22 protein-coding genes and 1 tRNA gene are annotated in these 21,093 nt (G+C 38.6%); 6 read left to right on the top strand and 17 right to left on the bottom strand.

Annotated features, from left to right (window positions below; genetic code table 11):
- Positions 1-7: 7 nt before the first annotated feature.
- Positions 8-835 carry a type I methionyl aminopeptidase gene (map, locus tag WS44_RS01705; RefSeq protein WP_013641639.1) on the bottom strand — a complete coding sequence of 276 codons (828 nt, stop codon included), beginning with the start codon at positions 833-835 and terminating at the stop codon, positions 8-10.
- 135 nt (positions 836-970) lie between these two features.
- Here map and WS44_RS01700 point away from each other — a divergent pair, with 135 nt between their 5' ends.
- Positions 971-1,417, top strand: coding sequence for a flavodoxin domain-containing protein (locus WS44_RS01700; RefSeq protein WP_013437428.1), 447 nt, complete (start codon positions 971-973; stop codon positions 1,415-1,417).
- On the top strand, positions 1,410-1,931 hold the full coding sequence (locus tag WS44_RS01695) for a GtrA family protein (RefSeq protein ID WP_013437427.1): 522 nt from the start codon (positions 1,410-1,412) through the stop codon (positions 1,929-1,931). The genes WS44_RS01700 and WS44_RS01695 overlap by 8 nt, the downstream gene beginning before the upstream one ends.
- A 16-nt stretch (positions 1,932-1,947) precedes the next feature.
- On the opposite strand, the gene wecB is transcribed toward WS44_RS01695, so the two are convergent.
- Positions 1,948-3,090, bottom strand: a complete 1,143-nt coding sequence (gene wecB, locus WS44_RS01690; RefSeq protein ID WP_046432709.1) for a UDP-N-acetylglucosamine 2-epimerase (non-hydrolyzing) — start codon at positions 3,088-3,090, stop codon at positions 1,948-1,950.
- Positions 3,091-3,202: 112 nt separating this feature from the next.
- Between wecB and WS44_RS09800 the strand changes: the two genes are divergently transcribed.
- Positions 3,203-3,391: a hypothetical protein gene (locus WS44_RS09800; RefSeq protein ID WP_013437425.1), complete on the top strand. Its 189-nt coding sequence runs from the start codon at positions 3,203-3,205 to the stop codon at positions 3,389-3,391.
- Positions 3,392-3,430: 39 nt separating this feature from the next.
- Here WS44_RS09800 and WS44_RS01685 read toward each other — a convergent pair.
- From WS44_RS01685 to WS44_RS01670, 4 genes are all read right to left on the bottom strand, one after another.
- Positions 3,431-3,503, bottom strand: a tRNA-Arg gene (locus WS44_RS01685).
- 57 nt (positions 3,504-3,560) lie between these two features.
- The gene (locus WS44_RS01680; RefSeq protein WP_013641635.1) at positions 3,561-4,889 is read right to left on the bottom strand and encodes a PTS transporter subunit EIIC; all 1,329 of its coding nucleotides are present in this window, start codon (positions 4,887-4,889) and stop codon (positions 3,561-3,563) included.
- Complete coding sequence (locus WS44_RS01675; RefSeq protein ID WP_046432705.1) at positions 4,886-6,127, bottom strand: DEAD/DEAH box helicase; 1,242 nt, start codon at positions 6,125-6,127, stop codon at positions 4,886-4,888. The genes WS44_RS01680 and WS44_RS01675 overlap by 4 nt, the downstream gene beginning before the upstream one ends.
- Positions 6,127-6,834 carry a GH25 family lysozyme gene (locus tag WS44_RS01670; protein ID WP_013437422.1) on the bottom strand — a complete coding sequence of 236 codons (708 nt, stop codon included), beginning with the start codon at positions 6,832-6,834 and terminating at the stop codon, positions 6,127-6,129. The genes WS44_RS01675 and WS44_RS01670 overlap by 1 nt, the downstream gene beginning before the upstream one ends.
- A 107-nt stretch (positions 6,835-6,941) precedes the next feature.
- Between WS44_RS01670 and WS44_RS01665 the strand changes: the two genes are divergently transcribed.
- A complete protein-coding gene (locus tag WS44_RS01665) occupies positions 6,942-8,246 on the top strand; it encodes an amino acid permease (protein WP_046432702.1) in 1,305 nt (434 codons plus the stop codon).
- A 48-nt stretch (positions 8,247-8,294) separates the two neighbouring features.
- On the opposite strand, the gene hpt is transcribed toward WS44_RS01665, so the two are convergent.
- From hpt to WS44_RS01610, 11 genes are all read right to left on the bottom strand, one after another.
- Entirely contained in the window at positions 8,295-8,864 is a 570-nt protein-coding gene (gene hpt, locus WS44_RS01660; RefSeq protein WP_013437420.1) for a hypoxanthine phosphoribosyltransferase, read from the bottom strand.
- Between the two features lie 104 nt (positions 8,865-8,968).
- Positions 8,969-10,330 (bottom strand): hemolysin family protein, encoded by a 1,362-nt coding sequence (locus WS44_RS01655; RefSeq protein WP_046432700.1) that lies wholly within the window; start codon positions 10,328-10,330, stop codon positions 8,969-8,971.
- A 105-nt stretch (positions 10,331-10,435) separates the two neighbouring features.
- Complete coding sequence (locus tag WS44_RS01650; RefSeq protein ID WP_013437418.1) at positions 10,436-11,092, bottom strand: nitroreductase; 657 nt, start codon at positions 11,090-11,092, stop codon at positions 10,436-10,438.
- Positions 11,093-11,130: 38 nt separating this feature from the next.
- Complete coding sequence (locus WS44_RS01645; RefSeq protein WP_013641631.1) at positions 11,131-11,391, bottom strand: hypothetical protein; 261 nt, start codon at positions 11,389-11,391, stop codon at positions 11,131-11,133.
- Between the two features lie 146 nt (positions 11,392-11,537).
- A complete protein-coding gene (locus WS44_RS01640; protein ID WP_013437416.1) occupies positions 11,538-12,023 on the bottom strand; it encodes a PTS glucose transporter subunit IIA in 486 nt (161 codons plus the stop codon).
- Between the two features lie 20 nt (positions 12,024-12,043).
- Complete coding sequence (locus WS44_RS01635) at positions 12,044-12,541, bottom strand: hypothetical protein (RefSeq protein ID WP_013641630.1); 498 nt, start codon at positions 12,539-12,541, stop codon at positions 12,044-12,046.
- Positions 12,528-13,337 (bottom strand): MurR/RpiR family transcriptional regulator, encoded by an 810-nt coding sequence (locus WS44_RS01630; RefSeq protein WP_013437414.1) that lies wholly within the window; start codon positions 13,335-13,337, stop codon positions 12,528-12,530. Before WS44_RS01630 ends, WS44_RS01635 begins: the two co-directional genes overlap by 14 nt.
- A 60-nt stretch (positions 13,338-13,397) precedes the next feature.
- The gene (locus tag WS44_RS01625) at positions 13,398-15,278 is read right to left on the bottom strand and encodes an alpha-glucoside-specific PTS transporter subunit IIBC (RefSeq protein ID WP_046432698.1); all 1,881 of its coding nucleotides are present in this window, start codon (positions 15,276-15,278) and stop codon (positions 13,398-13,400) included.
- Positions 15,279-15,834: 556 nt separating this feature from the next.
- Complete coding sequence (locus tag WS44_RS01620) at positions 15,835-16,071, bottom strand: immunity protein (protein WP_288145669.1); 237 nt, start codon at positions 16,069-16,071, stop codon at positions 15,835-15,837.
- 332 nt (positions 16,072-16,403) lie between these two features.
- Complete coding sequence (locus WS44_RS01615; protein ID WP_013437411.1) at positions 16,404-17,252, bottom strand: patatin family protein; 849 nt, start codon at positions 17,250-17,252, stop codon at positions 16,404-16,406.
- A 67-nt stretch (positions 17,253-17,319) separates the two neighbouring features.
- Positions 17,320-19,716, bottom strand: a complete 2,397-nt coding sequence (locus WS44_RS01610; RefSeq protein WP_046432696.1) for a phosphoketolase family protein — start codon at positions 19,714-19,716, stop codon at positions 17,320-17,322.
- A gap of 295 nt (positions 19,717-20,011) precedes the next feature.
- On the opposite strand from WS44_RS01610, the gene WS44_RS01605 reads away from it, so the two are divergent.
- Both WS44_RS01605 and WS44_RS01600 read left to right on the top strand, forming a co-directional pair.
- Entirely contained in the window at positions 20,012-20,776 is a 765-nt protein-coding gene (locus WS44_RS01605; protein ID WP_022087397.1) for a DeoR/GlpR family DNA-binding transcription regulator, read from the top strand.
- 5 nt (positions 20,777-20,781) lie between these two features.
- Positions 20,782-21,093, top strand: a 312-nt coding sequence (locus tag WS44_RS01600; RefSeq protein WP_046432766.1) for a bacteriocin immunity protein, incomplete at its 3' end; no start/stop codon positions are given.

Raw genomic sequence — 21,093 nt, 5'->3', positions numbered from 1 at the left:
CAAAAACCTAATCGTCCATTTCGTCAAAGTGAGGAATGTACTTTTCTAAACCATCGTAAGGACGTTGTAAAGTCAAAATCTTAGGACCATCTTTGGTAATGGCAAAGGTGTGTTCAAATTGAGCTGCGTTTGAACCATCTGGAGTTGCGTAGTAAACCCAGTCATCGTTAGGATCATCAACAGTTCTTTGGTCAATGTGCCAATCGCCACCTGCTTCAACCATTGGTTCACAGGTGATAGTCATACCTTCACGAAGACGGATACCGTGACCAGCCTTACCCCAGTGTGGTACTTCTGGATCTTCGTGGATTGATGGTTGAATACCGTGACCGATTAATTCACGAACGTCACCGTAATGGTTTTCGTCTTCAACCCAGTGTTGAATTGCGGCACCAATATCACCAATTCTGTTACCTAAAACGGCTTGATCGATACCAAGATACATAGCCTTCTTAGTTACTTCAATTAACTTCTTATCAGCGTCTGAAATTTTACCTACTGGGTAAGTAGTACATGAGTCTGATTCATAACCGTTCAAGTTGCAGGTAACATCCACCTTAACAATGTCGCCTTCCTTTAAAATGCGGTCTTTTCTAGGAGTTTGGTGAGCAATTTCATCATTAACTGAAATACAAGTACCGTATTTGTAGCCTTCAAAACCTTGTTCTGAAAGACGGCCGCCACGGCTCTTGACGAAGTCTTGGCAGAATTCTTCGATTTCCCAGGTTGAGATGCCTGGCTTGATAACATCGCGCAAGCCTTCAAACATTGTGGCAAGAAGGTGGCCTGAAGCTTGCATGCCTTTAAGTTCACGAATTGATTTAATTGTAATCAAAATAATTTCTCCTTTAAAAAAATATATTCTCTCCTATTATAACGTTTTAATGAAGATTTTTAAAAGTTTAGCTAAAAACGCCTAGTTTCATGTATAATAAGGTGTCGTATAACGCAGTGAAAGGTATGAAAAATCATGAAAGCAAGAATTGTCTACGCCAGTATGACTGGTAATGATGAAGATATGGCAGATATTTTAGAGGAAGATCTACAAGATTATGGCGTTGATGTTGAAACAAGCGATGTAGGTTTCACCGATGCAAGCGATTATTTAGATAGCGATCTTTGCATTTTCATCACTTACACTTACGGTGAAGGTGTAATGACCGACGAAATTGCAGACTTTTATGACGAATTAAAGAAGCTTGATCTTACCGATAAGTACTTTGCAGTGATGGGATCAGGTGACAAGACTTATGGCGAACACTTCTGTGAGAATGTATTCGACTTCGAAAAGGCATTCAAGGCTTGTCATGCCACAGAAATCACCAAACCTGTTACCATCGAAAACGCACCTGACGATGATGCGATCGATTTAATCGATCAAGCTGCAAAAGAAATGGCCGATAAATTAAATGACTAAAAATAAAAAAGAAGTTACTATTGGTGATCAAGCTCAGATTCGCAAATTAGGACAAAAGCTAATCAAAAGGCACCGTAATTTATGGGTCTACACGATTTTTGGCTTTGTAGCTGCGCTGATCAATACTGTAGTCTTCATGGTTCTACACTCTTGGTGGCACAACGTAATGGTGATTTCCAACACCATTGCGTTCATCATTTCCAACTTGGCTTCGTTTTACTTTAACCAAAAAGCCGTTTTTATTAACAACGTAGATCATGAACACAGTACGTGGCACAAGCTAATTGTTTTCTTTACTTACAGAGTAATCAGTTTAATTCCCGATACCTTAATCATGTTGGTTGGTTTGTCCTGGCTTCACTTAAATGCCCTCTTAGTTAAAATTATTGACCAAGTTTTAGTCGGAATTTTCAATTATCTAACTACTAGATCTGTCTTTCAAAAACAAGAACATACCATGATTGAACGTGCAAAAAGGCGCATTCAAGAACAAAAAGCAAAAAAGAAGCAGTAAAAACTGCTTCTTTTTTCTATTCAAAATCTGCTGGCTTAGCTACTTCGTCTTTATGGAAGTAGTAGTAAATGTCATCCATGATGCGATCACTAGCATAACCATCACCGTATGGGTTCTTGGCGTTAGCCATCTTGTCATATGCTTCTTTATTTTCAAGAAGTTTAAGCATACTTTCTCTTACTTTATCTACTTCAGTCCCAACCAGCTTCAAAGTACCAGCCTTCACACCTTCTGGACGTTCAGTTGTGTCACGCAATACAAGCACTGGCTTACCAAGACTAGGCGCTTCTTCTTGTACGCCGCCTGAATCAGTCATGATAAAGTAACTGCGTTTAGCCAAGTTATGGAAGTCAACAACGTCAAGCGGTTCAATCAAGTGAATGCGAGGATCGCCGCCTAAAACTTCGTTAGCTACTTGTTGCACTCTTGGCGACAAGTGCACTGGATAAATAATTTCCACATCAGGATGTGAATCGATTACTTGACGCATCACTTTGAAGACGCGACGCATTGGCTCACCTTGGTTTTCACGACGGTGCATAGTAACCAAGATTACTTTATTGCCAGGAGTAATATCATCCATTACTGCGTGGTGGTAATCTTTTTGCACGGTTTGTTCCAAAGCATCAATTGCAGTGTTACCAGTTACGAAAATATTGTCAGCCTTATGATTTTCCTTAAGCAAATTACTCTTGGACAATTCGGTTGGCGCAAAATACAAGTCAGTTAAATCGTCAGTCATTTGACGGTTCATTTCTTCAGGATATGGCGAATACTTATTCCAAGTTCTCAGCCCTGCTTCCACGTGACCCAAAGTCGTTTGTTGGTAAAATGTCGCAAGAGCTGCCGCAAAACTTGTAGTCGTGTCGCCGTGAACCAAAACAATATCTGGCTTTTCCTCTTTAATCACTTTAGATAAATCAATCATTACCTTAGAAGTAATTTCTTCCAAAGTCTGATTCTTATGCATGATATTGAAGTCATAATCAGGTTTAATCTTAAAAATATCAAGCACTTGATCAAGCATTTCACGGTGCTGTGCACTAACAACGGTCACTTCTTCAAAGCGATCGTCTTTTTTTAATTTCAAAACAAGTGGTGCCATCTTAATTGCTTCTGGACGCGTGCCAAAAACAGTCATTACTTTAATTTTTTGCATAAAAAAATCCTCCGAAAACCTAATCTTACTATAACTGATTTAGGACTATCTTGCACTCCATTTATACAATATGCTTTAATGAATATGTCACTAAAGAAAGACGGGTATATTTATGAATAATGGTTTATTAGTTTTAATTACAACCGCACTTGTAATCATCATCGGTTGTTTCTGTTTAGTCTTCGGCTTAGATAAATCCAAGCTACCTAGAACAAGAAGAAGACTGCTTTACACTGCATTAATTTGCGTATTCCTTGTTTGGGGACTAATTACTTTTATCATGCTCAATCCAATGGGCTAAATTAAAAGCCATCTGAAAAAATCAGATGGCTTTTTTCGATGACCCCGGTGAGATTCGAACTCACCTCTACGGTTTAGGAGACCATTGTTCTATCCAGATGAACTACGGGGCCAAAACACAAGATTAACTTTACCAGAAATTAGGTAAATAGTTAATCTTTTTTCTTAAATTAAAATTGTGTAGTAAAGAAAGTCTTAGGATTGTTGGTATCTGCGATCTTATCAGCCGCAATTACGAATGGACTCCAAATAGCAAACGCAATTAACATATCAATAATACTCAAAACGATTGCACGCCAGTCATAGTTACATGCCAAAAACGGTCCAATAATCGGCGGCATGATGCTTGGCACCGCCACTTGTACCGGATTGACCAAGCCCATGACACTAACCCAGTATGAAAAAGCAACGTTTACAACCGGCGTCAGCAAAAATGGAATTAAGTAAACCGGATTAAGCACTACGGGCAGTCCCAGCAAGATCGGCTCACCAATGTTAAAGATACCTGGTGCTAACGTAATTTTAGCAATCGTACGATAATCGCTTCGCTTTGAAAATACCAAAATGGCGACAATCAACATCAGGGTACCACCGGCACCACCAAACCAGGCAAATACGTCAAACGAGCCTCTTACCCAAACGTAAGGTGGCACTTTTCCACTAGTCGCAGCCGTGATGTTGCCGTTTTGAGCTGTCAGCCAAATAGAATCAAGAATTGGTGATAACACACCCAAGCCATTGATACCAAAGAACCAAAAGACTTGAACCATCAAGGTAACTAATAATACGGTACCGAAGCCTTGACCCCATTTTACTAATGGCATTTGGATGGTAGTTAATAGCCAATCGCCAAAATAGTTGCCCGTTGCCACTTGGAACAGATAATTAATTCCACCGATACTAAAAATAGACACCATCGCTGGAATCAACGAATCAAAGGCAGCCTGTTCCGCATGAGGCAAATTGGTGGACAAATGCAACATAAACCTTGCCTTGTAGCAGGCATAATAGATAGCAAACCCCAGTGAGCCAAACAAGATCGCCGTAAACAAACCTGTCGTTGAAAATTGACTGATATCAAAGGCGCTTTTAATTACGACGCTTTCACCATGAAATCTAACCTTGGCATAGTTGGCAATGCTCAATGAAAAAGATGACAGTGAAACAATTGCCGCAGCCAGTCGATTGCCTTCAAAGTTTTTAGCTAGTTGATAACCTAATGCGAGTGCAAAGAAGCAGGCGTACAGTGAAAAGGTACCACGCCAAACTAAATCGCTAATTGAAACTAGTGGCTGCATCGCAAAGGCAAAAGTATTCCAGCCTAAATGAACCTTAGCCGCCGTGATTAAACTTTTGATTAAGACTGCCAGCGAGCCAGCAATTGTAATTGGCATCAGAGAAATAAAGGCATCCCTCAATGCCACTAACCATCTTACCTGGCCTAATCTGTTAGCTACCGGCAACACGTAATCTTCTAGCCACTTTACTAACCGACTCATTTATTCACCTTCAAATAATGTGGGTGATAACCCTTATTCTTATTACGCTTCTTTTTGCCCTTCTTTTTCTTATTCTTAACTACCTTGTTAGCATTAGCCGCTTTTTCTTTTTCTTCGTCTTTTTGCTTTTTATCCTTCGGCTTAGTAGTCGTCAAATGGTAGCCTGCAAAGTAGACTCTTTCCAATTTTATTTGATCTGCCAATAGCTTCTTTAAATCTCTGAAGTCGTGATCATCACCTAAAGTAACGACATAACCTTCCGCATTCATACGGCCAGTACGACCGGCACGGTGCAAATAAGTATTGGTTTCACTTGGAATTTCATAATTGATCACATAAGTAAGATCAGGAATATCCAAACCACGTGCAGCCAAATCTGTTGCCAAAAGCAATTTAGTTTTACCTGTAGCTAAATCTTGCAAAGCTTGCTCACGCTTTTGCTTACCAAATTCGTTTGATAATAATTCAAATCGAGTCTTAGTATGACCAAAGATTCCGGCAAAACGCATCATTGTCTTGTTTGAATCAAAGAACAAAATCCCCTTGAATTGATCAAGCTTGGTCATTCTTTGTAAAAATTCAATCTTGTGTTGGTTATCAACTTGCAAGAAATAATGCTTTGTTGTAGATTTTTGTTCATTTCTGACATCGACTAAAAGAAAATTACGGTTAAAGATTTCTTCTGCATCCCTAGTGATTTCAGAATCAGTAGCTCCAAACAATAATACTTGGCTGTCGGGACCCAAGTTTTGTCCTAATGAAGACAATAATTCTAGTTTGGTAAATTCCAAGATATCATCAGCTTCGTCAATAATTAAAGTCTTAATCTGACCAAGCTTAATTCGGCCACTAGAAAAGAAATCAAAAAATCTTCCTGGCGTCGCCACAATTACTTCTGGATGCTTTTTCTTCAAGTTGTCTTCTTGGCGCTTACGGTTGCCGGCACCAACTAGACTTGCACCCTTTAAGCCTAACGCGTGCACAAATGGATTGATGGCATGGCGAATCTGGACGGCCAGTTCAGTTGTTGGCGCGATAATGACTACACTGTTGGCGTTGCCTTTTTGCGCTCTTTCCAAACTAGGCAGTGCATAGGCCAAAGTCTTACCCGTTCCAGTTTTAGCTAAACCGACTAAAGAAGCACCATTTCTAATGGCATCATAAGTTTCTTTTTGAATCAAAGTCGGCTTTTCTTTATGTTGCTTAATTAATACTTGTTTTGTTTCTTCTTGATACATTATTGTGTTAATTGTCCATATTTCTGTCTATATTGACCAACGGTTCCGTTATACGCATACATTGTAACGCCTTTTTCTAGACCATTGACGTTCTTGACGCGTCCGTTAGTTGTATAACGCCAAAATGAATACTTCAATTTATCCGGCGTTTTTCCATCGACTGACATAAATTTTGTTTGTGGCGTGAAGTATTTATGATACTTATAGTCCACGTCAACAATTACCTCTTTTTTGCGCTGCTCAAGCATGCTGGCAAACTGGCTCATCGACTCTAAATAACGCTTGCTGCGGCTAGTTACGGCCGGCTCAAGCAGGATTGGCAGGCTGCCCGTGTTATCGCCCACTTTTTCAAAAAAGTAGCGGTAATGCTGCAAGGGCGTCGATTCATTACTATATAGAATCATACTGCCAAAAGCAAGCTTGGTTCCCAAAATCTGATCACGATAGGATAGATAATTTTCATCAAAGTATGATCTGCCTTGCGTTGATTTTAAATAAACGAAGGAAATACCGTTCGCCTGCAATTTATGCAAATCCACATAGTCAACATCTTGGTTAAGCTGAATCCCAATTGCACTCGAGTTAGAATTCGGCGGAAGAGTGGTTTGTCTTTTAAAATTAAAAAAGCCAATTAAAAGAAATGCAATCGCTAATAACAGTAAAGTTATAATTGCTGGCAAAGTATATTTATGATGATACCTTTTCATTTCTTTTCCCCCTGCTATTATTTTACCCGAACCTAATCGTCACACCAATACTTGTAACATGGATGTGCTAAAATAATTTAGATATTTATTTTACGAAGGTGAAGTATGTGAAAAGACAAATTTCTTTTGGTCAAGCATTGGCAACTGTAGTTGGATCCGTAATTGGAGCCGGTGTTTTCTTCAAGATCGGCGTAATTACGGCCCAAACTGGCAGCAGTTCCATGACGATTTTTGTTTGGGTGCTAGCCGGGATTATTTCAATTGCTTCTGGCTTAACCATTTCAGAAATTGCGGCGAGTTTAAAAATTAATGGTGCGATTAAGTATTTAGATTATACTTATGGCCGCGTCTGGGGCTTCTTATTTGGCTGGGCGCAAATGATCGTTTACTTTCCTGCACAAATCGGGGCGCTGAGTTCAATCTTTGGCGTACAGTTTGTCTCCTTATTTGGCATTGAGGCCAAGTATGCGAATCTAGTCGCAATTTTACTGGTATTATTTTTACTAGGCATCAACCTAATTGGAACTAAATTTTCAAGCAAAATGCAGTCGGTTATTACTGTTTTAAAGATCATCCCTATTGCTTTAATCATCATTTGGGGAATGTTTAATCAAAATAAGATTGCTGCTCCGCTCTTGCCATTAACAGTTGGCGCCGGCAAATCATTCTCAGGTGCAATCAGCCAAGGTTTGCTTTCTGCTTTATTTGCTTTTGAAGGCTGGATCGTCGTTACTAATTTGGCTAACGAAGTTAAAAATCCAGAACGTGACCTTTCAAGAGCGATTATCTTTGGTCTGTCTGCGATCACATTGATTTATATTTTAATCAACTATACTTTCTTGACGATCTTGCCAATCCACGAACTTGTTAACAACAATAATGCGGCCTTTGAGGCTTCGATGAAATTGTTTGGTCAGTTCGGCGGCAAATTGGTAACGGTAGGAATTCTGATCTCGGTTTACGGGGCTGTTAATGCCTTTATGCTCACGGGGATGCGGACACCTTACATTTTGGCTCAAGACAACTTATTGCCATTCTCTGAAAAAATCGGTAAGGCCAATATTCATACCGGTGTGCCAGTCTTTGGTGCTTTAATCGTCGATGCAATTGCCATCATCATGATTCTGCTAGGCAACTTCACAGTCTTAACCGACATGTTGGTCTTCGTTATGTGGATCTTCAACACCATGCTTTCAATTGCCGTGATCATTTTGCGCAAGCGTGAACCAGAACTTACTCGTCCATTTAAAGTACCTTGGTATCCAATCATTCCACTTATTTCAATTATAGGTGGTATCTTCATCGTCGTTTCCACGATTATCAATCAGTTCATCCTATCGCTTATTGGTATTGGTTTGACTTTGCTAGGTTTGCCAATTTACTACTACAAACAAAAACAAAATCGCAATTAAAAAAATCTATCGCAAAATTTGCGATAGATATTTTTTTGCTCTTTAAAATTACTTGTTAACGTATTTTTGGATAACTTCAGGTTTCAATACACCAACGTAAGGAAGATTACGATACATATTCAAGAAGTCCAAGCCGTAACCAACTACGAATTCGTTACCAACCTTTGAGCCATAGTAATCAACGTCTACATCGACGTTTCTACGAGCTTCCTTATTAAGCATAGCACAGCACTTAACACTCTTAGCGCCACGCCCCTTAATCAGATCCTTCATGAACTTTAAAGTAAGACCAGTATCAACAATATCTTCAATAATTAATACATCACGATCTTTTACATCAGCTGCAAGGTCTGTAACAACCTTGATCTTACCAGTTGATTCAAAGCCATCACCATAACTAGATACATCTAAGAAATCTAATTGGTGAGCAACATCCATTTGTCTGGTTAAATCTGTTAAGAAATAAATTGCGCCCTTAAGTGCACCAACAACTAATGGCTTCTTGCCAGCATAATCTTCAGTTAATTGCTTGCCAAGTCGCACGCACATTTCATGAATATCGTCTTCAGAAAATAACTTGTGATCAATAATATCGTTAATATTGTCGCCTTTAACCATTTAATCTACCCTTCAATCCTATATAATTAACTATTCTGATAATTGAAATTATAACATCTTTATACAAAAAAAGCGTTAAATTCGACGCTTTCACTGAATATTCATTATTTTTCCGTCTTGAATTGATCGGAATCGGCTTTCTTATTCTTCTTAATTGGTTCCACAATAAACCAACGCATGAATCCTTGCTCAATACTGTCAAGCACGAACTTGTAGCCTTCAAGCTCAACTGATTCGCCCTTCTTTAAATTAGGATAATGTTCCATCATATAACCACCGATAGTAATGATGTCGCTATCTTGGAAGGCCTTCAAATCAGTGTGGAAGTAACGTTCAAAGTCATACAAGGTAGTTTTACCAGAAACGTGAACATTACCTTCCTTATCCTTGATGATGTAGTCATCAGAAACATCATCAATTTCATCTTTAACAGAACCAAAGAGTTCTTCATAAATATCCTTATCCGTTACGATACCACTGGTACCACCGTATTCATCAACAACCAAGACGATTGGCGTGTGCTTAGAAATCATTAAATGCAAGATATCTTGAATTGGCATTGATTCTGGCACAGTAATGATTGTTCTGATGATTCTTGTTACGGGAACCTTAGCATCAATTTGGCTTTGTTGGACGATATCGTAAGCGTAGACGTAACCTACAACATCATCCTTATCATTGTCGCGGACAACAGGAAAACGGCTGTAGCCTTCTTCTAGGTACTTCTTCAAAGCATAGGCAATCGTATCAGTGGAATCAAGAACAGACAATCTAGTTCTGTCTGTCATGATATCCTTGGCGATCTTATCATTTAACTCGAAGGCTCTTTCCATGTAGGTGAGGTCTTCTTTATCAAGAGAGCCGCCATGCACAGCGTTACGTGACAATTTGATGATTTCGGATTGAGAATATACTTCGTTTTCTTCATCGGCTGGGGCAAAACCCATCAACTTCAAAATACCGTTAGAACTAGTATTAAGCAGCCAAACAAATGGATAAACGATTGTGTGGAAGATATGTAGCGGCGTTACAATCATCATCATCATGCCCACAGGCTTATCAATCGCAATATTCTTAGGTACGACTTCTGTTAACACAACTTCCAAGTAAGTTAACAAGATCACACCCAAAATGGCACTTACTGACTTAATAAGTGACTCACTCATTGGAGTTAAATGGAATAAATCTTCCAAGATAACTGCAAACGTATCTGCAGAGAACCAACCCAATACTACACCAACAAGAGTAGTACCAACCTGAGTGGTCGACAAATATTCATTCAAGTTGTGCGTCATATGAAGTGCACGTTGCAGCTTTTTCTTATTGCCTTGACCCTTAGCCAACATATCTTCAAGCTGACTTGGTCTTGTTTGTACTAAAGCAAATTCTGCAGCAACAAAGAATGAAGCAACTATAAAAATTAATACAGTTGCAACTAAATTAGTTACTATTTGAGCTGTACTCAAAACATTCTCACCTTTTTTTACAAATTATTTACAAACATTAACTAATCTATATTTTACCATTTATGACCAAAAAAGTTCATTCTACAGAGCTTGCTTTTATACTTTCTAATTACTTACTTTATAAATTTTATTAAATGGTACACGCTTAGGAATAAAGACTGGATCATTGATTTCCGCGTTTTTATCGATGTAGCCTACGGCAATGGCCATTCCTACGTATTCATCTTCTGGAATACCAGCATATTTTCTTACCAAATCAGGATATGACACCATTGAGTGAGCTGGCATAATACCTAAACCGCGGTTAACAGCTAACAACATAATGCTTTGTGCAAAAATCCCTAAGTCAAAAACTGACCAAGCTGGTGATTTTCTTGGAATAGTTAAAAAGATAATTGCTGGTGCATTAAACATGTTCTTATTAGCTTCAGTAAACAAGTTCAACTTGTTTCTAAAGAAGAAACTTTGGGATGCACCCATAGTAGCCATATTGCTGCTTGGGAAAGTATCCCAATCAAGTGAAAGCATTGAAGCAAAATCTTCGTTTGGCTTAACCTTGTTATCAGAATTTTCGATTGCGGCCTTTTTAAACTCTGCTAAAGCATCCCCCATCAAGACATATGCACGCCAAGGCTGAGAGTTAAGCAATGATGGAGATTGTTGTGCTTGTTCAACAATTTCAGCAATAGCTTTCTCAGGCACTTTCCTGTTGGTAAATTTCCGTGTTACATGTTCATTTTGAAAAACTTCTTTAAAATTCATTTTTCACCAAATCTTTCTAAAAAATTACTCGACAATATTTACTTTTTTTCTGCTTCTTTTCGTTCTTGCTCTTGCTTCTTTAAAAAGGCACTCATTGCCCGATCATTTTTACGCATAGCAACAAAAGCAGTAATAGTCATCGTCAGTCCGCCAATACAAATTAATAGCAATCCTACTGGAAATAAAAATACGGCACCATTGGGTATAAATGAGGCCTTAATGACCCAGCAAGCAATCCCTGCCAGCATAAAGATTATTCCTACAATAATTGCCTTAGTATTTGGACGATATTTTTTCATCGGCTAAACCCTCGCTTCCTATATTACCTATATCTTAACAAAAATTGCCAAAAAAAAGCTTAACTTCCATTAAGAAGCTAAGCTTTTCAACTATCTTTTTTTAATTAGCACTATAAAAAGTTCTATATAAGAGAGGGGGAAAGCAACTAATTAAATTCAACAGTTTGTACTTTTTGGGAATGTTCAACTGTACCCTTTTCAACAGGAGTAACTGATTTAACCATATCCATGTTGGTGTAAACAACGATACAGCTATCATCATAGCCCTTATCTGTAATTTGCTTGAAATCCATGGTTGCTAAAGGTTGGCCTTGTTCCACCTTATCGCCTTGTTTAACATCTACTGTAAACGGAGCACCTTTTAATTCTACTGTATCAAGACCCAAGTGGATCAGAATTTCCAATCCCTCGTCAGTCTTAATGCCAATGGCGTGTTTGGTTGGGAAAAGCGTTGAAATAGTACCAGCAACTGGTGCATAAATTTGAGTATCATTAGGCTTAATTGCAAAACCGTCACCCAACATCTTTGTTGAAAAGACATCATCATTTACATCAGTAATTGGCATTACTGTACCATCAACTACTGCATCTACTTCTAAACCTTTATTCTTTTTCTTAAAGAAATTAAACATAATTCATAACCTCTGGATTTCTAAAATTCAAGTAACAATATCAACACAAGACATCCGGCAAGGATTACAGCTGATGCGATTGAAATAGCTATAATCACGGGATTTACATTATCTTGCGTCTTCTTCAAAGCAGTTGCCTTGTACATTCCCAAGACAGCTAAAATTGCACAAAGCAAGTTGCCGACAACAATCTGTCCAATTAACTGACTCACCATAAAGAAGCGATAAGTCTGGCGGTTAACCATGAACTTCTTTTTATTAAGCAGTAAGTAGTAACCTAACACAAAGTCTATAATCGCAATGATTGTCCCAATTGCGACGGCCGGCTGCTTCATAATAATCGACTGAATCGATTCTCTCGAAGCTCCACTGCGCATCGCGATCAATGCCCAGAATAATAATGGAGCAATGAAAAGTATGTAAGAATACCAATTAATAATTTTCTTGGCATCCAAATGCATGCTCTGTGTCATTCGGCCGAAAAAGTTTTCCACTTTTTGTTTGCTAATTGCCCACATTAATCTCAACATCCTCTCCTTGGTTTTGTTGCCAAGCTACATATTCACTAATAAGCAAGTCAATCAGATAGTAAGCAGGAGTAAAAGCAACCTTGCCACTCTTAAAATCAGCGTCGTCAGTAAAAGCGATTGTTGGAAAATAAATATTATGCTGAGCAAGCGAAGCTAATTTGTTTTGCATCATGTTAGTGAAGGAAACATATTTAAACTTATCGTTAATTAATTCCAACTTCGTAATCTCTTCATTGATGGTGTTGTTATCACCAGTGAAAGAGATGATGAATAAGACGTCGCCTTTTTTAGCAAAACGGGCTGCTGCTTTTAACTCATCAAGAGCTGATGGCAAAACTGTTGCATTCTTACCTACCACAAAGAGTTCGTGAGCTAGGTATTGTGCAATCAGTTCTTGCTGCCAACCAGTAGAATAAATGTAGATAGTACTTGCATTATCCAAATCACGATACAAACTATTGAAGTCTCGTTGTTTGAAATACTTTAAGACATCTATATTTACCTTGCTAAGCTCTTTTGCAAAATTATTTTCAATTTTGATTGGCTTTTGATTTGATTCAGCGAGTTCCACTAAATCAAATTTCAGTTCACTGTAACCACTCAAGCCAAGCTTTTTACATAAACGAAATATTGCTGATTCGGATACATATAGCTTTTTAGCTAACTTGGCTAGACTTAATTTGCTACAGTCATTTGGATTATTTAATACGTACTGAATGATCTGTTTTTCAGAGTCATTCAGTTTAGTATTACTGTTATAGACCATTGATCTTAAATTTGCCATAATTGCTGTGTCCTTATCAATATATAATTTATATATTAATAATACCACAAGCGCTTACAGTTATAGTAATTGTTTCATCTGATCAACAACTTGATCGGCATCCAATCCAACAACAATGTCAATTTCGTTGTCGTCTCTGCGTTGTACTTCGTATGAATCTGCGATCTTCTTGAATTCAGAATCTGGAGCCACTTTATTAGTGTCAAAGACGTGGGTTCTTACTCTAGTTGAGCAAGCGATAACGTCCTTAATGTTTTCATTACCACCAAGAAGGTCAACGATACCTGTAGCTCTCTCAATGTATGGATTATCTTGTTCAGTTGAAACCTTAGCGTCACCGCCGCTTTGTTGCATCAATTGAGTCATTTCGTCCAAAACTTGAGGAACGTCAAGACCCACAATAACTTGTAATGCTTTACCGTGGTGAACAACGTTAACGGCCTTGTTAGCCTTAAATTGTGAATCTGGAGCAACCTTGCTTGGATCAGCAACAGATACACGTAATCTAGTAGCACATGATGACAATTCAGTAATGTTTGAAGCACCACCTAATAAGTCAAGGTATGCAGTAGCTCTTGCGATGTAAGGGTCGTTTGCATCCTTACCTGCTGCCTTAGCAGCCATCTTTTGCTTGTATTCTTTCTTGTTGATAAGTTTAACGTCTTCGTCATCAGCTTCACGACCTGGAGTGATGTAGTTGAACTTTTCAATCATGATCTTGAATACGAAGTAAGTAATGATACCGAAGATAATACCAACGATAAATTGCATTACATATGTTTGCCAGTGGTGTTCCCAAAGTGGCAACCAGTTCATTGATGCGATACCAATGGCACCGTCTGACATGAAACCTCTTAAGCCGAATGCCCACATAACAGTGTTCATCGTAGCTGACAATACTGAGTAAACTACCCAAAGTACAGGTGCAGCGAACAAATAAGTAAAGTCAATAGGTTCAGTAATACCTGCTAAAACAGAAGTTAAAGCAGCTGGAATAAGCAAAGCTGAAGTTTGCTTCTTCTTGTTCTTCTTAGCAGTTGCGTAGAAGGCAAGACAGATAAATGGTACTAAGAATACCTTTTCGTTACCGTAAAGTTGGAATCCTTCAACTGAAGCGATTTGTGAAAGTGGTTTAGTACTTGCAGCGTATTCAGCAAGGTGTTTCAACCAGTATGGTTGCAAACCGCCGGCAACAACGGCTGGACCGAATTGGAATGGAATGTATACCAAGTGGTGAAGACCAGTAGGAATCAATACACGGTTCAAGAATTGGTAAATCCAAACACCGATAAATCCACTACCTACGATGAAGTGTTGCATGCTGGTGATACCCATTTGAACTTTTGGCCAGCCCCAGCAAGTAATGAGTGCTAAAGGAATCATTACAAAGAATGCTAAAGCGTAGACATAAGTTGAACCTTGGAAAGTACCAAGCCAGTCAGGCAACTTCTTGTCGAAGTACTTGTTGTGTAACCATACAACGATCAAAGCAACAACCAAGGCACCTAAGATACTAGTGTCAAGAGTCTTGATACCAGCAATGTTAGTTAAACCGTGGTTAGTAGCGTTAGCAACAATTTGAATCTTGTCAAAGTTAGGAATGCCAAATGCTGCACCCCAGTGGGTAAGCATTGCACCGATGAAGTAGTTGTAAGTCAAGTAAGCAATAACTGCTTCCATGGCTGCTCTACCTCTAGCCTTGTTGGCTAAACCGATTGGCAAACCTACAGTAAACAAAATACCTTCTTGGTTGAACACTGTCCAACCACCAGCTGAAATTGTGTCCCAAACTGAGTTCCATGTAGTTCCCGGGTTGGCAAGTGAACCAAACAGAGTCGGGTTATTGAACAAACTACCTAAAGCTACGACAATACCCGCAAACGAGAACAGCATAACTGGGACGAACATAGCGGCCCCAAACCGCTGAATCTTTTGCATCATAATAATTTACCTCTCAAAGAAAGAAATTAAATAAATTAACTGATTCTTGCACTTACACCTATATCTTATTTCATTAAATCCAGTTAGTTGGAAGGTGCTCAAGAACAACTAACATCTACTTATGAAATAGCTCATAAGTATTACTCCTCGAATAAATCGATCGAGATAGAAACCTAAGTGATATCAAATTTAGATCTTGCTCTATCTCTCGTAGCTAGCTTACATTTTATTTATACCATAGTTCCTTCCTTATGTAAGCGTTTTTACAAATGCTGACTTGGTGTTTCATAGCATTGCGGGATTATTTCACTTGCCGAAATTTATTTCGACGCTTATGGCCCATCTAGACCAATTATTTCAAGGTCTTTCAGCCCTTTACTGGTCTATGTTTAACATTTTGCTTTACATACGCTTTTGGTCTGTCAAGAAATATGCTATTCATATAAGCTATCAATACACATAAAAATAAATGCAAAATATTTCGGTTTATCTGAAACAAAAGAAACGAGTGCAAAATTTCACACTCGTTTCTTTATTTATTCAATTAACTACTTTTCTAGCAAACGCTAATATTTTGTTCCATTACCAATCTTCTTTGCCCTGTTAGCATCCAAATAGTTATGGCAATAGGAACAACCACTTGAACTAATAAATTGAGCCAGTCGTTTGCATCCCCTCTCCAAGTTTGCGCCGTCATGCCGCCAACTTGAGCATAATTCAAGAAATCATTAGCAAAGTGGAACAACATTGGTACCCGGATTTTGCCAGTATACAAATATAAGACAGCAAACAATAATCCTGCAGCTCAGCATAAGTTGCCTGAGATAAGGTTGCAGCGAATTTTTGCATCCCTAAGTTGGTAAAATGCATCAACCCCAAAATCACCGAACTAATAATAATTGTCCATTCCAGCCGATACTTATTTTTAGCTAAACCGGCAATCAATGCGATAATCATCAATAGCGGAAGGTTTCCTCAAAAATTCCTGCTTCAAGTGCCCTAAGCCAGATATTCCACTTTTTTATATCCATCAATCTACATTCTCCTTTTTCTTTGCTCAACATTATTATCTAATTATTGGCTCAGAATAAGACTAAGAATTCTAATTCGGTCATTTTTTATCTATTAATCTTTCAAATATTCCACCAATCCTGGCAAAATCTTTTTTCCTTCTTCACGCCCAACTTCATACACACGCTTGATCTCACTCTTATCTGACTCGACAGTACCGATATTAAGCGGATACGGCGGTCTAATTACAAAAGTCTGGCCATCATCCTCATCTCGCTGTATCTCGTCTAAAACAGCGTTATAGTCCTCCGCTCTAGTCGCCAATTTCTTCAAAACAGCAGGATATTCACGCAAAACTACCTTTTCAATCGGAAACAGCTTGCTCTGCTTCTTGCGATATTCCTTAGGCTGTGTCGTAATTACTACCTTTTTATCAAAATTATTTTTCATTAAAAAATCATACGGAACAGAATCCGAGACACCACCATCAAAATAGTAGTTGCCGCCTATTGCAACAGGATTAGCAAAAAATGGAATCGATGATGATGCTCTAATCCACTCTAGGTCAACATAGCCAGCATCTCTCAACTTATGGTAAACCGGCTCACCCGTTGCCGCATCCGTTGTCACGCACCAAAATTGCATTGGATTTTCAACAAAAGTTTTCTTATCAAACACATCCAACTTATCAGGAATAATATGGAAACAAAAATTCCCCGCATATAAATTGCCTGATCTGCGCCATGACTTCCAGCTAGCATAATAAGGCTTGCCAGCAAAACGCAGATTATAACGCAATACTCTTCCAATTTGCTTTGACTTCATATTCACGCCAAAAGCTGCACCAGCTGAAACGCCAACCGCTGCGTCAAACGTAACGTTATTTTCCATTAACACGTCGAGCACGCCTGCAGTAAAAAGTCCCCGCATTGCGCCACCTTCTAGAACCAATCCGCTTGCCATATTTTCCTTTCCAAAAACAAAAAGACCTATGTTTCTAACATAGGTCTAATTTATTCTTATTTAGAAATTACTTCAAGCCCTTCCATTTCCATTCGGTAACTTCTGGCATATCTTTACCATTATCACGAATGTATTGGTGGTGCTTTTCAAGCAAGTCATCCATGTGACTAATAAAGTCTGCATGCTTGCCCTTTAATTTTTCAACGCTTTCAACAGCATCCTTTGCAAGGTCGAATCTGTCAAGGTGATTCAAGACACGCATGTCAAATGGAGTGGTAATGTCACCATTTTCTTCGTAGCAGTGGATGTGAACGTTGTAACGCTTACGGTCGAACCAGATTGATTGCATCATGCTCTTGTAGCCATGCCATGCAAAGATTACTGGAACATCCTTTGGGAATAAGCGGTCAAATTCTTCATCAGAAATAGCATTCTTGTTGTCCTTTGGTGACATTAACTTCATCACGTCGACAACGTTGATGTAACGGATCTTAAGATCTGGGAACTTGTCGTGCAAAATGTCAATGGCTGCCAAAGTTTCGATAGTTGGTTCAGTTTCAGTTGAAGCAAAGACAACATCTGGCTTTGCACCCTTATCAGTTGAAGCCCAGTCAATGTAGCCTAAGCCCTTGTCAACCAACTTTTGAGCTTCTTCAATTGAGAACCATTGTGGACGAGGTTGCTTTGAAGTTACCAAAACGTTGATGCATTCACGATCCTTAAAGGCCTTGTCACCAACAGCAAGCAAAGTGTTAGTATCTGATGGCAAGTATTCATGAATCAAATCTGGACGATTCTTTTCGTATAAGTGAGTCAAAATACCTGGATCTTGGTGAGTGTAACCGTTGTGGTCTTGTTGGAACACAGTTGAGGTAGCAACAAAGTTAAGTGATGGGTAATCATGACGCCAGTATTGTTCCTTAGCTTTTCTAAGCCACTTCATGTGTTGTGTAAGCATTGAGTCTACTACACGACCAAATGCTTCGTAAGTTGCGAAGAAACCATGACGACCAGTTAATACGTAGCCTTCAAGGAAGCCTTCATCTTGGTGTTCTGATAATTGTGAATCGATCACACGACCACTTGGAGCCAAGTTTTCATCATTTGGTTCGTGGATTTCTGGTTCCCATTGACGCTTTTGGTTATCCAAAAGTTGGAACAAACGGTTTGACTTAGATTCATCAGGACCAAAGCCGCGGAAAGTGGTTGGGTTAAGCTTAGCAACTTCATCTAAGTATTTAGCCCATTCAACCATGTCTTGAGCTTCCATTGAACCTGGCTTGTCAAACTTAAGAGCAAAGTCACGGTAGTCTGGCAAGTTCAAACGCTTAGGATCTTTACCACCATTAGTGATTGGGTTCATTGCCATACGGTGGTCGCCTTCAGCAGTGTTTTCAGTAACAATTTCCTTAGGTGAACCATCTTCGTTGAATAATTCTTCAGGCTTGTAGCTTTCAAGCCAATCAGTCAACATGTCGGCATGCTTCATATCACCTTGTGAGACAGGAATTGGAATTTGGTGTGCTCTAAATGAGTTTTCAATTGGGTTACCATCAAGATCCTTCTTTGGACCAGTCCAACCCTTTGGGCATTGGAAGATAATCAATGGCCAGTGTGGCAAACTTGCATCGTTATTTTCACGAGCATGCTTTTGAATGGACTTGATTTCTTCGATTACTTCGTCCATGGTCTTAGCCATTTCTTCGTGGACTTGCATTGGATCCTTTTCACCATCGAAACGGCCACCCTTAAATACTGAAACAAAGTGTGGATCCCAACCCATACCACGGAAGTATTCGGTTAATTCTTCATCACTCATGCGTGAAACGATAGTTGGGTTAGAAATCTTGAAGCCATTGATTTGAAGGATCGGTAAAACAGCACCATCTTTAATTGGGTTGATGAACTTGTCACTGAACCAACTTGCTGCAAGTGGGCCTGTTTCAGCTTCACCATCACCAATTTCAACGGCAGCAATTACGTCTGGGTTATCCAAAACAGCACCAACACCGTGTGAAAGTGAGTAACCTAATTCCCCACCTTCGTGGATTGAGCCCGGGGTTTCAGGAGCAGCGTGAGAAGCAACACCACCTGGAAAACTGAAGCGTTTGAACAACTTAGCCATACCCTTTTCGTCTTGGGTAATTTCTGGATAACGTTCAGTGTATGAACCATCAAGGTATGAGTTAGAAACCATTACTTGGCCACCGTGACCTGAACCTTCAATGTAGAACATGTCCAAATTGTATTTCTTAAGGACACGGTTTAAGTGAGCATAAATAAAGTTTTGTGGAGCAATGGTACCCCAGTGACCAATTGGCTTTGGCTTAACGTCTTCAGCTGTCAAAGGTTTCTTAAGTAGTGGATTCTTCATTAAGAATAATTGTCCAACTGATAAATAATTGGCAGCGCGCCAGTAAGCATCGACGCTCTTTAAATATTCTTTTGAGTCGTAATTCGTCATTTTTTCTCCTTTGAGCAAGTTTAAGTACTCTATTTTGTAATCCTTTTCTTTATACTTATATCATACCAATTATTATTCATAATTCAATCATTTTTATAATTGGATCCTACCAATTTAAATAAGTCTTAATTTTTAAATCCGAATAGCCTTATAGTTGAACTGATCATCTTTTTATAATTGAATATAAGTGTTTATACTTTGATATGCTTAAAAGCACTGATTAATAAATATAAAGTACTGATTAAGCAATTACAATTTATTATAAAAATGCTAGATTTATTCATGGAGAGAGAAAATGACTCAAGAAGAACGATTAATTCAAATTAAAAAGCTATTGAAAGAAAAACATCAGCTTTCAACTAGAATGATTGCCCAACATTTTAATGTATCTTTTGATACTGCACGTCGTGATGTAATTCATTTAACGACAACTGGACAAGCAATCCGAGTACACGGCGGGCTGATGGAAATCAATCAAAATAGCGTACCTGATTTTTTAGCTAGAAACGAAGTCCAATCTCCAATCAAACTCAAGATGGCTAAAATGGCTAAACGATTCGTTCATCCTGGTCAATGTGATTTTATTGGTTCTTCTACTATTTTGAAGCAACTTTGTCCTATGCTTAACGGAATCGATATGCAAGTAGTTACTAATTCAATCGACAATGCTTTAAGCATGTTAACAACCGAAATCCCTTCTGTTAGATTGCTAGGCGGATTAATCAATAAGTCGCAGCGCTACATTTACTCGGAAGTCGCTCTTGAAACGATTCGTAAGATTCATTTCAATACAGCTTTCATTGGTGCTTCCCGCATTAGAGCAGATGGCGTATATGCGCCAAAAATGGAAGACGCGGAAATTGTACGTACGGCAATTGCACGCGCTAATCAAGTTGTTTTAGTAGCAGAAAAATATAAATTCACTAATGATTCATCTTCTCCATATATGTCCGCTCCATTGGATAAGGTGGATGTCTTAATAACAGATACTCCTTTAACCAATGAGCAGAGAAGTTGGTTTAATCATAAAACACAAATCCTACCGGTTTTAAAGGAGTGATTATGATGTTCGGCATTTTTAAACATAGCTCAGATACCAAAGAGGTTTATCAAGATTTAAAAAAATTCTATAATAGTTTTTTCAGCAATATTTATAATGAAATGAATATTGGACGCTATCGTCCTATTCGCGATGCTATTGGACTGGTTATTAACAAATTCGATAGTAATGACCATCCACTTGAATATACAAGTAAATTAGTAATGTATATTGAAGCCAAGGTAGCATTGAATCATTTACATTTAACCCCTGATCAAGAAAAAATAATGAAAAACTTAACAGAAAAAACAAAATATGTAAATCTTTCTTACGTTTAT

Source organism: Lactobacillus sp. N54.MGS-719, from assembly GCF_000980505.1.
Lineage (GTDB): Bacteria > Bacillota > Bacilli > Lactobacillales > Lactobacillaceae > Lactobacillus > Lactobacillus amylovorus.
The sequence above is the reverse complement of the archived record's forward strand: the minus strand, read 5'-3'. Positions and strand labels throughout refer to the sequence as shown.

What these genes read in the sequence shown, in the direction of transcription:
- WS44_RS01700 (WP_013437428.1), top strand. Translation starts at nt 971, where the DNA reads ATGAAAGCAAGAATTGTCTACGCCAGTATGACTGGTAATGATGAAGAT.
- WS44_RS01695 (WP_013437427.1), top strand. Translation starts at nt 1,410, where the DNA reads ATGACTAAAAATAAAAAAGAAGTTACTATTGGTGATCAAGCTCAGATT.
- wecB (WP_046432709.1), bottom strand. Translation starts at nt 3,090, where the DNA reads ATGCAAAAAATTAAAGTAATGACTGTTTTTGGCACGCGTCCAGAAGCA.
- WS44_RS09800 (WP_013437425.1), top strand. Translation starts at nt 3,203, where the DNA reads ATGAATAATGGTTTATTAGTTTTAATTACAACCGCACTTGTAATCATC.
- WS44_RS01680 (WP_013641635.1), bottom strand. Translation starts at nt 4,889, where the DNA reads ATGAGTCGGTTAGTAAAGTGGCTAGAAGATTACGTGTTGCCGGTAGCT.
- WS44_RS01675 (WP_046432705.1), bottom strand. Translation starts at nt 6,127, where the DNA reads ATGTATCAAGAAGAAACAAAACAAGTATTAATTAAGCAACATAAAGAA.
- WS44_RS01670 (WP_013437422.1), bottom strand. Translation starts at nt 6,834, where the DNA reads ATGAAAAGGTATCATCATAAATATACTTTGCCAGCAATTATAACTTTA.
- hpt (WP_013437420.1), bottom strand. Translation starts at nt 8,864, where the DNA reads ATGGTTAAAGGCGACAATATTAACGATATTATTGATCACAAGTTATTT.
- WS44_RS01650 (WP_013437418.1), bottom strand. Translation starts at nt 11,092, where the DNA reads ATGAATTTTAAAGAAGTTTTTCAAAATGAACATGTAACACGGAAATTT.
- WS44_RS01645 (WP_013641631.1), bottom strand. Translation starts at nt 11,391, where the DNA reads ATGAAAAAATATCGTCCAAATACTAAGGCAATTATTGTAGGAATAATC.
- WS44_RS01640 (WP_013437416.1), bottom strand. Translation starts at nt 12,023, where the DNA reads ATGTTTAATTTCTTTAAGAAAAAGAATAAAGGTTTAGAAGTAGATGCA.
- WS44_RS01635 (WP_013641630.1), bottom strand. Translation starts at nt 12,541, where the DNA reads ATGTGGGCAATTAGCAAACAAAAAGTGGAAAACTTTTTCGGCCGAATG.
- WS44_RS01630 (WP_013437414.1), bottom strand. Translation starts at nt 13,337, where the DNA reads ATGGCAAATTTAAGATCAATGGTCTATAACAGTAATACTAAACTGAAT.
- WS44_RS01625 (WP_046432698.1), bottom strand. Translation starts at nt 15,278, where the DNA reads ATGATGCAAAAGATTCAGCGGTTTGGGGCCGCTATGTTCGTCCCAGTT.
- WS44_RS01615 (WP_013437411.1), bottom strand. Translation starts at nt 17,252, where the DNA reads ATGGCAAGCGGATTGGTTCTAGAAGGTGGCGCAATGCGGGGACTTTTT.
- WS44_RS01610 (WP_046432696.1), bottom strand. Translation starts at nt 19,716, where the DNA reads ATGACGAATTACGACTCAAAAGAATATTTAAAGAGCGTCGATGCTTAC.
- WS44_RS01605 (WP_022087397.1), top strand. Translation starts at nt 20,012, where the DNA reads ATGACTCAAGAAGAACGATTAATTCAAATTAAAAAGCTATTGAAAGAA.